The sequence below is a fragment of the Maritimibacter dapengensis genome, from assembly GCF_019218265.1.
GTDB classification, from domain to species: Bacteria; Pseudomonadota; Alphaproteobacteria; order Rhodobacterales; family Rhodobacteraceae; genus Maritimibacter; species Maritimibacter dapengensis.
In genome coordinates, this window is record NZ_JAHUZE010000001.1 from 594,671 (window position 1) to 608,324 (window position 13,654).

11 protein-coding genes are annotated in these 13,654 nt (G+C 65.2%); 5 read left to right on the plus strand and 6 right to left on the minus strand.

What is annotated here, in order from left to right:
* Positions 1 to 130: 130 nt before the first annotated feature.
* From KJP28_RS02995 to ileS, 4 genes are all read left to right on the plus strand, one after another.
* On the plus strand, positions 131 to 1,546 hold the full coding sequence (locus KJP28_RS02995) for a YcjX family GTP-binding protein (RefSeq protein WP_218390744.1): 1,416 nt from the start codon (positions 131 to 133) through the stop codon (positions 1,544 to 1,546).
* The gene (locus KJP28_RS03000) at positions 1,543 to 1,986 is read left to right on the plus strand and encodes a GNAT family N-acetyltransferase (protein ID WP_218390745.1); all 444 of its coding nucleotides are present in this window, start codon (positions 1,543 to 1,545) and stop codon (positions 1,984 to 1,986) included. The genes KJP28_RS02995 and KJP28_RS03000 overlap by 4 nt, the downstream gene beginning before the upstream one ends.
* Positions 1,983 to 2,990, plus strand: coding sequence for a YcjF family protein (locus tag KJP28_RS03005; protein WP_218390746.1), 1,008 nt, complete (start codon positions 1,983 to 1,985; stop codon positions 2,988 to 2,990). The genes KJP28_RS03000 and KJP28_RS03005 overlap by 4 nt, the downstream gene beginning before the upstream one ends.
* Positions 2,991 to 3,258: 268 nt before the next feature.
* Entirely contained in the window at positions 3,259 to 6,249 is a 2,991-nt protein-coding gene (ileS, locus tag KJP28_RS03010; RefSeq protein WP_218390747.1) for an isoleucine--tRNA ligase, read from the plus strand.
* A gap of 33 nt (positions 6,250 to 6,282) precedes the next feature.
* Here ileS and KJP28_RS03015 read toward each other — a convergent pair whose 3' ends face one another.
* From KJP28_RS03015 to fsa, 5 genes are all read right to left on the minus strand, one after another.
* Positions 6,283 to 6,996: a CDP-alcohol phosphatidyltransferase family protein gene (locus tag KJP28_RS03015; RefSeq protein ID WP_218390748.1), complete on the minus strand. Its 714-nt coding sequence runs from the start codon at positions 6,994 to 6,996 to the stop codon at positions 6,283 to 6,285.
* A gap of 77 nt (positions 6,997 to 7,073) precedes the next feature.
* Complete coding sequence (locus KJP28_RS03020; protein WP_218390749.1) at positions 7,074 to 7,511, minus strand: hypothetical protein; 438 nt, start codon at positions 7,509 to 7,511, stop codon at positions 7,074 to 7,076.
* Positions 7,512 to 7,583: 72 nt separating this feature from the next.
* Positions 7,584 to 8,528: a tyrosine recombinase XerC gene (locus tag KJP28_RS03025; RefSeq protein WP_255552161.1), complete on the minus strand. Its 945-nt coding sequence runs from the start codon at positions 8,526 to 8,528 to the stop codon at positions 7,584 to 7,586.
* A gap of 56 nt (positions 8,529 to 8,584) precedes the next feature.
* Entirely contained in the window at positions 8,585 to 9,292 is a 708-nt protein-coding gene (locus tag KJP28_RS03030; RefSeq protein ID WP_218390750.1) for a DUF484 family protein, read from the minus strand.
* Positions 9,293 to 9,442: 150 nt separating this feature from the next.
* Complete coding sequence (fsa, locus tag KJP28_RS03035; protein ID WP_218390751.1) at positions 9,443 to 10,096, minus strand: fructose-6-phosphate aldolase; 654 nt, start codon at positions 10,094 to 10,096, stop codon at positions 9,443 to 9,445.
* A gap of 164 nt (positions 10,097 to 10,260) precedes the next feature.
* Here fsa and KJP28_RS03040 point away from each other — a divergent pair, with 164 nt between their 5' ends.
* Complete coding sequence (locus KJP28_RS03040; protein ID WP_218391677.1) at positions 10,261 to 12,450, plus strand: primosomal protein N'; 2,190 nt, start codon at positions 10,261 to 10,263, stop codon at positions 12,448 to 12,450.
* A gap of 57 nt (positions 12,451 to 12,507) precedes the next feature.
* Here KJP28_RS03040 and KJP28_RS03045 read toward each other — a convergent pair whose 3' ends face one another.
* A complete protein-coding gene (locus tag KJP28_RS03045) occupies positions 12,508 to 13,572 on the minus strand; it encodes a YeeE/YedE family protein (protein ID WP_218390752.1) in 1,065 nt (354 codons plus the stop codon).
* Between the last annotated feature and the right edge of the window lie 82 nt (positions 13,573 to 13,654).

A 13,654-nucleotide genomic window follows, 5' to 3' on the forward strand; every position in this document is an offset into this window, starting at 1 on the left:
GCGCCCCCCGTCCGCAGGTCGCCCCCGGCGACCTGCTTGACCTGCGCGCGCGTTTCGCGCGCTCCTCATGCGACCTATGGCATGGGCGCGGGCGAGACCCTATGTTGACCGAAAGAACGAGAGGTTTCAGTTGGGTATCGGGGACATTGCGGACGGCATCGTGCGTCGGGTCGAGGCGGTCGGGGACGGGGTGAACGAAGCCTTGTTCGAGCCGGTGATCCGGCTCGGGGTCACGGGGCTGAGCCGAGCGGGCAAGACCGTGTTCATCACGTCGCTGGTGGCGAACCTGATGAACCGGGAACGGATGCCGGGTCTCGTTCCGGCCGCGGAGGGGCGCATCCTGTCGGCCTATCTGCAACCCCAGCCCGACGATCACGTTCCGCGCTTCGATTACGAGACGCATCTGGCGGCGATGACCGGGCCGAACCCGCACTGGCCGGACTCGACCCGCGCGGTGAGCGAGTTGCGGCTGTCGTTTCGGATCAAGCCCGGCGGGCTTTTGGCCGGGGTGCGCAGCCCGCGCACGGTGCATCTCGATATTGTCGATTATCCGGGGGAATGGCTGCTCGATCTGTCGCTGCTCGACCTCGATTACGAAAGCTGGTGCGAGGTGGCCTTGGGCAAGGCGCGGGCGCGGGACGAGGCCCGCGCGTTCCTGTCTGCGATGGAGGCGGCGGACGCCGCAGAGAGCTATGAGGAGTTGAAAGCCCAGGCCTTGTCGGGGGCGTTTACAGACTACCTTATATCCGCGCGGGAAGCGGGGTATTCCGACTGCACGCCGGGGCGGTTCCTGCTTCCGGGCGAACTTGCCGGTTCGCCGCTTCTGACCTTCGCGCCCCTGCCCAAGCCGGACAAGACCCCACGCGCGAGCCTGTGGCGGGAGTTCGAGCGCCGGTTCGAGGCCTACAAATCCCGCGTGGTCAAACCGTTCTTCCGGGACCATTTCGCGCGGATCGACCGGCAAGTGGTGCTCGTCGATGTGCTCGGCGCGATCCATGCGGGGCCAGCCGCGCTTGAAGATCTGCGGGGCGCGATGGCCGAGATCCTCGCGGCGTTCAAGCCGGGGCGGAACGCGTTTCTCGCCTCGCTGATCCTTGGGCGGCGGGTGGAGAAGATCCTGTTCGCCGCGACCAAGGCAGATCACCTGCATCAGGTGCAGCACAAGGCGTTGACCGGCATCACACAGGCGCTTTTGCGTGAGGCCAAGGATCGGGCAGAGTTTTCCGGGGCCGAGACGCGGTCGATGTCCATCGCCGCGCTCAGGGCCACGACCGAGGAGCGGCTGACCCATGACGGCCAGACGCTCGATTGTGTGCGGGGACGGCTTCTGGACAGCGGCAAGGCGGCGGCCTTCTATCCCGGCGCATTGCCGTCGGACCCGACGCGCCTGCTCAAACCCGCGCGGGACGGGGCGGAAACCTGGCTCGATGCCGATTACGGGATCATGCGGTTCGCGCCCGCCGAGATCACGCTCGACCCCGGCGAAGGGCCGCCGCATATCCGGCTCGACCGTGCGGCGGATTTCCTGATCGGGGACCGGCTGTGAGCGCGGTCCGTATTCAGCCTGCGCGCCGGTGGGACGTCGGCGCCGTGGCGCGGGTGCTCACGGCCTGTCTCGACGAGGCGCGGTGGTTGCCGCGTGTCCGTCAGGCGCGCGATGAGCGGCGGCTGATCGGTTCGATGATCGCGCGGGGCGAGGTGCGGGTCGCGAAGCGGCGCGGGCGCATTGTGGGGTTTGTCATCCTAGACGGGGCGGGCGAGGTGCAGGGGCTCTACGTCCTGCCCGAGGCGCAGGGAACCGGCGTGGCGCAGGCGCTTCTGGTATGGTCGAAGGCGCAGCAATCGCGCATCGGGTTGTGGGTTCACGCGGCCAATGCGCGGGCGCGGCGTTTTTATCAGAGCCAGGGGTTTCGCCCGGTCGCGTTGGGCGACGGTAATGATGAGCGGATGACCGAAATCCGCTATGAATGGGAGCGCGCGGCATGAGCGAGCGGAAATCCGGGCCTGTCCTTATCGACCTTGAAGGTGAGAGCCCGTCGCAGGTGACGCCGGCCACAGCGCCGCCCGTCGAGACGCCCGACAGCGAGCTGCCACAGCCCCGGGCGATGGAGATGGCCGCCCGGATCGCGGCGCGCCGACCGTCGAAACTGGCGCGCTGGTTCTGGTCGATCACTACCGCGCTTGTCGGTTTCGTCGTGTCCGTCGCGGCGTGGGAGTTCGTGTCGGGCTTGCTCGACCGAAACCCGGTGCTCGGCATCACCGCGACGGTGCTTGTGGCGGCGTTCGTATTCGTTTTGCTCATCATCGCGCTGCGCGAGCTTGCGGCCTTCGCCCGTTTGCGCCGGGTGGACGATCTGCATGCCGCGGCGGATGCGGCCCTCACCCATGAGGACGCGGATGAGGCGGGGGCGGTCGTGGACAGGCTCGCAAAGCTCTATCGCGGGCGCGACGACATGACCTGGGGACTTGATCGGTTCAAGTCCCGGCGCGGCGACGTGTTCGACGCGGAGGGCGTGATCGGGTTGGCGGAACAGGAGCTTCTGATCCCGCTCGACCAGGTGGCGCAGCGCGAGATCGAGGCGGCGGCGCGGCAGGTGGCGACGGTCACGGCGATCGTGCCGCTCGCGCTGGCCGATGTCGTCACGGCGCTTACCGCCAACATCCGCATGATCCGGCGCATCGCCGAGATATATGGCGGGCGGGCTGGCGCTCTGGGCGCGTGGCGGCTGACGCGGGCCGTGATGACCCATCTGGTCGCGACGGGCGCCGTGGCGGTGGGCGACGATCTGATCGGCTCTGTCGCGGGAGGGACGGCGCTTTCGCGTATTTCGCGGCGCTTTGGTGAGGGCATCGTGAACGGCGCACTCACGGCGCGGGTCGGTGTGGCGGCGATGGAGGTCTGCCGCCCGTTGCCGTTTACCAAGGGCAGACGGCCTTCGGTCACGCTGATCGTCAAACGGGCACTTACCGGGTTGTTCGGGTCGAAGTGATCGCCGGCCCGGCGCCGCTGAATGCGGTGCGAAGGTGCGAACGGTCCGGCGACAGGGTCGATCCAATTGGCAGGATGGGCGCGTGAGCGATAGCGCGCGGGCTTTACCCCCTGTGCGCGCGGCGTTATACAGCGCCCATGAAGATGGCAGCGATCATCATTCGAATTATATACCCGGCGCTCTGACACGAGACGCCGGGCAAAGGCGTATGGACCCCGCGCCGCCCTTCCCATAGAACGCATGCGACCAAAGCCAAAGGACGCCCGAAATGTGCGCCGAGACGCCTGACTACAAACACACCCTGAACCTGCCCAAGACCGACTTTCCGATGCGCGCCGGTTTGCCCAAACGCGAACCCGGCTGGCTCGACCGTTGGGAAAAGATCGGCATCTACGACCGCTTGCGCGAAAAGGAGGGGCGGGAGCCCTTCACACTGCATGACGGACCGCCCTATGCGAACGGTCACCTGCATATCGGTCACGCGCTGAACAAGATCCTGAAGGACATGATCGTGCGCTCGCAGCAGATGCTGGGCCACGATGCGCGTTACGTGCCGGGGTGGGATTGTCACGGGCTTCCGATCGAGTGGAAGATCGAAGAGAAATACCGCGCCAAAGGTCAGGACAAGGACCAGGTTCCGGTGATCGACTTCCGCCAGGAGTGCCGCAAATTCGCCGAAGGCTGGATCGACGTGCAGCGCGACGAGTTCAAGCGTCTGGGTGTGACCGGAAACTGGGCCGATCCCTACCTGACGATGGATTACCATGCCGAGGCGGTGATCGCCGAGGAGTTCATGAAGTTCCTGATGAACGGCACGCTGTATCAGGGGTCCAAGCCCGTCATGTGGTCGCCGGTTGAGAAGACCGCGCTGGCCGAGGCCGAGGTGGAATATCACGACAAGGAAAGCTTCACGATCTGGGTGAAGTTCAAGGTCGCGGATTTCAACCTGCCTGACGAGGATCGGATGTCCGAGGAAGAGACCTCGGAGATGCGTGAGGCGGTGGCGGCGACGCTGGCCGAGACGCGAGAGAAATTCGTGGGCGCGAACGTGGTGATCTGGACCACGACGCCCTGGACCATCCCGTCGAACAAGGCCGTCGTTTACGGGGCCGAGTATGATTACGGGCTTTACGAGGTGCTGGACACGCCCGAGGAATGCTGGGCCGCGAAAGGCGAGCGCTACATCCTTGCCGACAAGCTCGCCGCCCAGACGTTCGAGCGTGCACGGTTGGACGAGAGCCAGTGGCGGCGGGTGTCGGACGTGACATCTCATCAGCTTGCGGCAATGTCGCTGGCGCATCCGCTTGCGGGTGCTGAGGGGTCGGAGGGCGAATGGGACGACCTGCGCGATTTCCGCGCCGCCGATTTCGTCACCGACGAGGAAGGCACGGGCTTCGTTCATTGCGCGCCATCGCACGGGATGGAGGAATACGAGCTTTACCGCGATCTCGGGATGCTCGGTCAGGTCATCACTTACAACGTGATGGATGACGGGTCGTTCCGCGAGAGTCTTCCGTTCTTCGGCGGCAAGCGCATTCTCAAGCCGAACGGCAAGGAAGGCGATGCGAACAAGGCAGTGATCGACAAGCTTGTGGAGGTCGGCGGGCTGCTGGCGCGCGGGAAGATCAAGCACTCCTATCCGCACAGCTGGCGGTCGAAAGCGCCGGTCATCTACCGCAACACGCCGCAATGGTTCGCCGCTGTGGACCAGAAGCTTGCCGACGGGATGGGCGAATATGGCGACACGATCCGCGAACGTGCGTTGACGTCGATCGACAAACTGGTGGAGTGGACGCCCAAGACCGGGCGCAACCGGCTTTACTCGATGATCGAGGCGCGGCCCGATTGGGTGCTGTCTCGCCAGCGCGCCTGGGGTGTGCCGCTTACGTGTTTCGTCAAGAAAAACGCGCTTCCGACCGACGAAGGTTTCCTTCTGAAATCCGACGAAGTGAATGCCCGTGTCGTGGCCGAGTTCGAGAAGGGCGGGGCCGACGTGTGGTACGAGGACGGGTTCAAGGAGCGCGTTCTGGGCAACCTCGTGAACGCCGAGGAATACGAGCAGGTCTTCGACGTGCTGGACGTGTGGTTCGACAGCGGGTCGACCCATGCTTTCGTGCTGCGCGACCGACCGGACGGCACGCCCGACGGGATTGCGGACCTGTACCTTGAAGGCACCGACCAGCACCGCGGGTGGTTCCACTCGTCGCTCTTGCAAGCCTGTGGCACCAAGGGCCGCGCGCCTTATCGCGGGGTACTGACCCATGGCTTCACGCTCGATGAAAAAGGGCGGAAGATGTCGAAATCCGAGGGCAACACGGTCGCTCCGGAGGATGTTACGAAGCAATACGGGGCCGACATTCTGCGGCTCTGGGTGGCGCAGTCCGACTACACGCAGGATTTGCGGATCGGCGACGAGATCCTGAAAGGCACCGCGGACAGCTACCGTCGGCTTCGCAATACGCTGCGCTTCATACTCGGCAACCTCGCCGGGTTCGAGGAGAGCGAGCGGGTCGCGGTCGAGGACATGCCAGAGCTGGATCGCTGGGTGCTGCACCGGGTGGCCGAGTTGGACGAGATCGTGCGCAAGGGCTTCGACGCCTACGACTTCCAAGGCGTGTTGCAACAGGTGTTCAACTTCGCCACGCTCGACTTGTCGTCGGTCTATTTCGACATTCGCAAGGACGCGCTTTATTGCGACCCCGAGGGTGGGCTGGAACGGCGCGTGGCGCGCACGGTGCTCGACATCCTGTTCCACCGGCTGACCACGTGGCTCGCGCCGATCCTCGTTTTCACGATGGAAGAAGTGTGGTTGGAGCGGTTCCCCGGTGACGACAGCTCTGTGCATCTCGTGGATATTCCCGAGACGCCTGCCGCATGGCGGGACGAGGCGCTTGCGACGAAATGGGCCGGTATCCGGCGCGCGCGGCGGGTCATCACGGCGGCGCTGGAAGTTCAGCGGCGGGACAAGGTGATCGGCGCGTCGCTCGAGGCGGCGCCGGTCGTCCATGTCGAGGATGCGGGTCTGGCCGAGGCGCTCCGGTCCGTCGATCTGGCGGATGTGTGCATCACATCGGTGATTTCGGTCACGACCGATCCGTCGCCGTCCGAGGCGTTCCGCCTGCCGGAGGTCGAGGGCGTCGGCGTGGTGTTCGAGACCGCGGAAGGTGAGAAATGCCAGCGGTGCTGGAAGATCCTGCCGGATGTCGGAACCCACAAGCATCCCGGCACCTGCCATCGGTGCAACGACGCGCTGGGCTGAACAGGTCTGGTGTGAGAGACAGGGCGCCGCGGCTCAGGCCGCGGCGTTTTCTTTTGCGCTGTTCGCCGGGAAGATCTGCTGTGCGATGCCTGCGAACAGGAGGTAGACGGAGGTGGCGACGAGGCCCCAGTGCGCCCAGCTGCCGGGCGCGAAATCAACCCAGGCGGCCCAGCCCGCGAACCCGGTCCATGCAATCGCGATGGGAAGCGTGAGCGTGCGCCAGCGCACCGTGCGGGCGGGGTGGACGAATTTGAGCGGTGTGAACATCGCGATGGCGAGCGCGACCACCAGTGTCAGCGTGACGTAGAAATTCGGTTCCGTTGCGAACAGGACGATGACCACCATGTTCCAGCATCCGGGGAAGCCCGCGAATGAATTGTCTTTGGTTTTCATACGTGTATCGGCATAATACACGACCGACGAATAACAGATCAGGATGATCGCGATCCAGCCGGTCCAGCCGGGCAGGATACCGGATTTGAACAGCGCGTAGGCCGGGATAAACACGTAGGTCAGGTAGTCGATGATGAGGTCCATCAGGACCCCGTCGATCTGTTTCGCAAAGCGCTGCACGTGGTAACGCCGCGCCAATGGCCCATCGATGCCGTCGACGATGAAGGCGATCACCAGCCAGAGATACATCAGCCCCCATTCTTCATCCACGGCCGCGAGCATCGCCAGCATTGCGAAGATCGCGCCGAGCGCGGTGAAAAGGTGGACGGCGAAAGCTTTCCATTCACGAGTCATGGCCGCGTTCATGGACGTTTTGCGGCGCCAGAACAAGCGTTGATGCGCCTGCCCGGAAGCCGCCCCGCGGTTTGACGTCAGCTCCGCAAGGCGCGCATCCGGACGTACAATTGGTGAATCCCCTCGACGGTCGGCGGCACAGGCGCGCGGGGGATCTGTTCAAGCGTTGGTGGCGCGGGCGGTGCTGCGTCCTGCGTCATGTGCGCGGATGCGGCGTCTCGTCCTGTTTCGATCAACTCAGCGGTCCTGGCCTGCACTCCCCGCGTGTCGATATCGACACCGGTGAATGCGGAGACGACCTTTGCCGCGCCGCGGGAGGCCAGACCGATGGCATCGTCGATCCCGAGACGCCCGTTGCCGTTGGCGTCGAGGCCGTCGATGAGATCGCCGAAGCTTTTGCCTTTGGTCGCGGCACGTGCGTCACCGGCAAGGTCGACGGCAGCGGAAATGGCCCGTCCGGCAAGCGCGGCGGGGTTGGCATCCTTCAGAACTGAGAAGGGGGATACGGCTGTCATGGCTCGTCCTTTCTGGAAAAGCAGTAGAGCCGTGACCATCGCAGGCGAATCTGAAGATTCCGTTAGCTCACATCAGGCGCGGGGATGCGATTTCTTGTACACCTCCATGAGCCGTGCCGTGTCGACGGCCGTGTAGGCCTGTGTCGTCGAGAGTGATGCATGGCCCAGAAGCTCCTGGATCGCGCGCAGATCGCCGCCGGCATTGAGCAGGTGGGTCGCGAAGCTGTGGCGCATGGCGTGGGGCGTGGCGGTGGCGGGCAGGCCAAGCTGCAAGCGCGCGCGCTCCATCGCTTTCTGCACGGCGCGGGGGCCGAGCGCACCACCGCGTGCGCCGTAGAAGAGCGGCGTATCGGGCTCGATCGGAAAGGGGCAGAGCCGGGCGTAGATGTCGACCGCCTGCCACGCGGCGGGCAGGACCGGCACAAGCCGCTCCTTGCCGCCCTTGCCGGTGATCCGGAGCACATCGGGGAGCGGGTGGTCTCCGCCGGTAAGTCCGAGGGCTTCGGAAATCCGCAGGCCACAGCCGTAGAGAAGCGTGATGACCGCCGCGTCGCGCGCACCGATCCAGCTGTCGCGGGCCTGCGTTTCGGCAATCGAGATCACATCGGTCGCAGCCTCCGGCGCGACCGGGCGGGGAAGCTTCTTCGTGTATTTCGGCGCGCGGGTCATGAGAACCTGTGAGGCGTCGAAATCGTCCTGATCGGACAGCCAACGGTAGAATCCCTTGACCGAAGACAGGGCGCGGGCAAGGGACCGCGCCGACAACCCGCCCGCACGTTCGCTGGCCATCCATGCGCGCATGTCCGAGAGGCTGACGCGGGCCAGCGTGGCGCGGCCGTGCGACATGCCGTGGTGTGCCGACAGGAAGGCGAGAAAGCTGACGACATCGGTACGATAAGCTTCGATGGTATTGTCGGCCGCCCCGTCCAGCGCCGCCAGATGGGCGAGCCATCCCTGAAGCGCATCGCGTGCGCCTGCGGATATGGCTATCCCCTCCGGCATGTGTTTTTCGAACATTTGACCCTGCCCGGCGGCAATATCCGCGCCGAAAACGTCAGTTTTTCAACATTCCTTCAGGCGAGCCATCCGCGCATGGTGCGTTCGAACACGCCGCCGAAGAACCCGAGCAGATCGGTGCCTTGACCCGGCTTGAACTGATGCGGATCCTCCGCACCCAGAACCAACATTCCGGGCAAGCGGCCTTCGCCGAGGTCGAGGCGGATCAGCGCCTCGGACCTGATCCAGTACCCGCTGTCGCCGTAGAGCTTGTCATCCTGTTCCTGCACTTGTCGCAGCGTGACGGCAGGGCCGCCGATGTGGGGGCGATGACCGACGTAGGTATCGCAGAACCCGGCTTTGGCCGTCACCAGCACGTCGCCGAGTTTCTGAATCGCCGGGCTGTCCGGGTCTTCCTGCGCGGTTTCCAGAACAAGGCGAATGCAATCCACTCGGAGTATTTCAGCGATTTCGCCGCCGAGCTCGCCCAGAAAGGTCTCGAAGTCGGTCTGTTCGAGCATCCTAAGAATGGCGCGATGGATCACGTTCATGCCGGCGAGGTTTTCGTAGGCCGCGGCGATGACGGAGCGATGGGTGTCTTCGAGCCGGTCGAGACGTTCCTCAAGCCGTTCCATCGCGATGCCGCGCAGGTCAACGATATTCTCCCCCATCGCGCGTTCATTCGCGGCGATCAGGGCGCGCATCATGTCGTGGTCTTGGAGGATGACTTCGGGTCGGTTGATCAGGTGCTCGCGCACCTCGTCGTGAATCTGAGCGTCGCTCATGGCCTGTCCTACTGCTGCTGCCGTTTTGTTTTTGTTGGTAGCGAGCTTAGCAGGGTCGGAAACGGATTTCCGCAACTTTTTCACGAAAAACGGGGCCCTGTGGCCCCGTTTCAAGCAGAAAACCGGTGTCGGTCCGGCTCTGGCGCCGGTTCAGAGGATCTTGATCCCGGCGTCCTTGATGTCCGCAAGGAAGGCATCGAGCCCCTTGTCGGTCAGCGGGTGGTTGGCGAGCGACTTGATGACGGCGGGAGGCGCGGTCATGACGTCGGCCCCGATCATCGCGCAATCCTTCACGTGGTTCACGGTGCGGATCGAGGCGGCGAGGATCTGCGTCTCATACCCGTAATTGTCGTAGATCTGGCGGATTTCAGCGATCAGGTCGAGGCCGTCCATCGCGATATCGTCCAGCCGACCGATGAAGGGAGAGATGAAGGTCGCGCCCGCCTTGGCCGCCAGAAGCGCCTGATTGGCCGAGAAACAGAGCGTGACGTTGACCATGTTGCCTTCGCCGGTCAGCACCTTGCAGGCCTTCAGCCCGTCGAGCGTCAGCGGCACCTTCACGGCGATGTTGCCTGCGATCTTGGCGAGCTTGCGGCCCTCGGCGATCATCTCGTCCGCATCCGTTGCGGTGACTTCGGCGGACACCGGGCCTTCGACGATGTCGCAGATTTCCTTGGTCACTTCGAGGATGTTGCGGCCCGCTTTCTTGATGAGGGACGGGTTGGTCGTGACCCCGTCCAGAAGGCCGAATTCGTTCAGTTCGCGGATCGCGTCCACATCGGCGGTGTCGACAAAGAATTTCATGGCGCTCTCCTCGTTGGCGCAGGTCAAATGTTGGCGCTGTCATACAGGAGAGGGGCGGCGGCAGAAAGGGGGGTGTGCGGGGTTTTGCGACCCCGGCGTTGTGTTGCGCCCTTGCGCGCCCGCGCGCGGGATGAAACATCTCTGGCATGGGCGACATGACAGGCATGCGTGAATTCTACGACGAGGGAAGCCGGGTGGCGGTGCAGACCACCCAGCCGCTCGACCGGATGCTGACATATCGCGCACCGGAGGGGGGCTGCTGGCAGGGGGCCTTTGTCGAGGTGCCCTTGGGGCCGCGCAAGGTGATGGGCGTCGTCTGGGGTCCGGGCGAGACCGGGTTCGATGCCTCGAAGCTGCGCGCGGTGATCCGTGTGCTGGACGTGCCGCCGATGCGGGGCGAAATGGCGGAGTTCCTCGCCCGTGTCGGGGATTACACCCTGACGCCGATGAACCACATGCTCCGGCTCGCGACCCGAGCGCCGGGGCTGACCAATCCGCCGTCGATGCGCAAGATTTACCGGATGGGCCATGGCGATCCCGGCCGGATGACCGAGGCGCGGGGTCGCGTGCTCGACACGCTCGAAGAGCATGGAGACCTGGCGTTCACGCTGGGAGAACTGGCCGAGTTGTCCGGCGTCACGTCGTCGGTGGTCAAGGGATTGGTCAAGACCGGTGCTGTGCGTGAAGAGGAAAGCCCGCGAGACCTGCCGTTCCCGCATCTCGACTGGGAGGCGCCGGGTAAGGATCTGTCGGACGATCAGGCGCGGGCGGCGGATATGCTGCGCGCCGGGATCGAGAGCGGCGAATATGGCGCGACGCTCTTGCGCGGTGTGACCGGGTCGGGGAAGACCGAAGCCTACCTGGAGGCAGTGGCGGCCTGTCTTGCGAAGGGGCGGCAGGCGCTGGTGCTGTTGCCGGAGATCGCGCTGACCTCGGAGTTCATCAAACGGGTGGAAGTGCGGTTCGGGGCGCGGCCTGCGGAGTGGCATTCGGGCGTGACCATGACCGAACGTCGCCGGGTCTGGCGCATGGTGGGCGAAGGCGGCGCGCAACTGGTCGTGGGGGCGCGGTCGGCGCTGTTTCTGCCGTTTCGCGATATCGGGCTGATCGTCGTCGATGAGGAACACGACAGTTCCTACAAGCAGGACGATGGCGTGCTCTATTCGGCGCGGGATATGGCGGTTCTGCGCGCTTCGATCAATTCGGCGCAGGTGGTGCTGGCCAGCGCCACGCCGAGCCTTGAGACATGGGCCAATGCCGAGGCTGGAAAATATGCGCGTGTCGATCTGACCACGCGTTTCGGACAGGCCGTTCTGCCGGAAATGCGGGCGGTCGATATGCGGGAGGAGGACCTGCCGGGGGATCGCTGGATCTCGCCCACGCTGAAACGTGCCGTCGAGGGGCGCATCGAGGCGGGAGAGCAGGCGCTGATTTTCCTCAACCGCCGGGGCTATGCGCCGGTGACGATCTGTCGGGCCTGCGGGCATCAGATCGGGTGTGACCATTGCGATGCGCGGATGGTGGAGCATCGGTTCCTCAAGCGCCTTGTCTGCCACCAATGCGGTGAGACCAAGCCGATGCCAGATGCCTGCCCGTCCTGCGAGGCCGAGGGGCGGTTGGCCCCGGTCGGCCCGGGTGTGGAGCGGCTGGCCGAGGAGGTGGCCGAGGTGTTTCCCGAAGCGCGGGTGGCGGTTCTGTCATCGGACCTTTTCGGGTCGGCCCGCGCGCTCAAGCAGCAGATCGAGCTGATCGCGGGCGGGGGAGCAGACATCATCATCGGCACGCAGATCGTGGCGAAGGGGCATAACTTTCCGCTGCTCACGCTGGTCGGGGTGATCGACGCGGATCTCGGCCTTCAGGGGTCGGACCTGCGCGCCGCTGAGCGGACGTTTCAATTGATCCGGCAGGTTGCGGGGCGCGCGGGTCGGGGGGAAATTTCCGGGCTGGCGCTTTTGCAGACGTTTCAGCCGGAGCATCCGGTGATCCGGGCGATCCTGTCGGGCGACGAGGAGGGGTTCTGGAAAGCCGAGGCGAGCGAACGGCAGGCGGCGGGGGTGCCGCCCTATGGCCGGCTCGCCGGCGTCGTGATTTCCTCGCCCGACCTCGATGCGGCAATGGGGCTGGGGACCGCGCTTGCGCGTGGTGACGCGCCGTTGAGGGACATCGGGGCGCAGCTGTTCGGCCCGGCCATGGCGCCGATCGCGCGGGTGCGCGGGCGGCACCGGGTGCGGCTTCTGGTCAAGGCAGCGAAGACCGCGCCGCTTCAGGCCGCGCTCAGGGCGTGGCTGTCGCAGGTCGAGGTGAAGGGCGACATGCGCTTGTCTGTGGATATCGACCCGCAGAGTTTTTACTGACCGAACGATGCGGCTGTGGGGCCGCGGGGGACTTTGCGACGGCGCCAGACAGGTGCCTTAAGCGGGCAGGGCGGCAGGGCCGCGCTGGTCCACCAGAAGGTCCGTGGCCATCGCGCCGATCCACATGGCGAATAGCGCGAGCCAGGCGGTTCCGACGAAGATCGAGCCGCCCGAGACGCCCGCGCCGATGGCGCAGCCGCCCGCGAGCATCCCGCCGAAGCCCATCAGCGCGGCCCCGATGAAGGCGCGCCGCATGTTGGCTTCGTTCTCGAATCCCTGCCATTTGAATTCGCCCGCGAAATAGGAGGCAAAGAACGCGCCGATCACCACGCCGGGCACGAGCCCCACGTCGAATTCCAGCACGGGATTGCTTTCGAGGAAAAACATGAGCGTGTTGGCCGAGGGGCCGGTGAAGGTTGCCGAGGTGACGGTGACGGGGTCGAAGGCGACCTGGCTGAGGTTGAAGGTCAAGACCCAGCCGAGCGCCACGGCGAAGCCGACCCCGGAGGCGAAGATCAGGCGCGGGGCGCCGATCCGGTTCTTGCGCGAGATCACAAGCGCGAGGATGGCGAGCACGAGACCCAGCGCGAAGCCGGACCATTCGGGGAGGCGGAAGGCGTCGAGCAGGTTCACATTCGTCCCGCCCTTGGTGGTCCAGAGCATCGCCAGCCGGTCGCGCAGGGGCGCGAGCCAGCCGTGGAGCGACATCTGCGCCACCACGGCGAAGATCAGGCCGGAGGTGATCGACCGGAGGTTGCCGGTCGAGGCCAGCACCAGAAGCCGCCCCGAACAGCCGCGTGCCAGCACCATGCCGACGCCGAACATCAGCCCGCCGATGATCGCGCCGGACCAGGATCCGGTCACGGCCATCATCCGCGCATCTGCGGGGCGCATGAAATCGAGCAGCGCCGCGCCCTGCACCCAGGCCAGCGCGGTCGAGAAGGTCAGGAGCCAGACCGCGACCGAGGCCCCCATCTGCCGCCGCGCGAATTCAACGGTCGCGGCGCGCAGGCAAAAGCGCGAGCGTTGGGCTGCGACGCCGAACGTGATGCCGGTGATAAGGCCGAACAAGGCCGCCGTGGGGCTTTCGCCCAACCATTCGATAAGGGGGATAATGTCCATCGCGCGTCCTCCTGTTCGCGCGGTTATGGGGCGAAAATGGAAAACCGGCCTTGATTCAGATCAGATCGCATTAGCGGTTGCG

Bases quoted from the DNA above. Each gene is read 5' to 3' on its own strand.
- KJP28_RS03005 (WP_218390746.1), top strand. From the start codon at position 1,983: ATGAGCGAGCGGAAATCCGGGCCTGTCCTTATCGACCTTGAAGGTGAG.
- ileS (WP_218390747.1), top strand. From the start codon at position 3,259: ATGTGCGCCGAGACGCCTGACTACAAACACACCCTGAACCTGCCCAAG.
- KJP28_RS03015 (WP_218390748.1), bottom strand. From the start codon at position 6,996: ATGACTCGTGAATGGAAAGCTTTCGCCGTCCACCTTTTCACCGCGCTC.
- KJP28_RS03020 (WP_218390749.1), bottom strand. From the start codon at position 7,511: ATGACAGCCGTATCCCCCTTCTCAGTTCTGAAGGATGCCAACCCCGCC.
- KJP28_RS03025 (WP_255552161.1), bottom strand. From the start codon at position 8,528: ATGTTCGAAAAACACATGCCGGAGGGGATAGCCATATCCGCAGGCGCA.
- KJP28_RS03030 (WP_218390750.1), bottom strand. From the start codon at position 9,292: ATGAGCGACGCTCAGATTCACGACGAGGTGCGCGAGCACCTGATCAAC.
- fsa (WP_218390751.1), bottom strand. From the start codon at position 10,096: ATGAAATTCTTTGTCGACACCGCCGATGTGGACGCGATCCGCGAACTG.
- KJP28_RS03040 (WP_218391677.1), top strand. From the start codon at position 10,261: ATGCGTGAATTCTACGACGAGGGAAGCCGGGTGGCGGTGCAGACCACC.
- KJP28_RS03045 (WP_218390752.1), bottom strand. From the start codon at position 13,572: ATGGACATTATCCCCCTTATCGAATGGTTGGGCGAAAGCCCCACGGCG.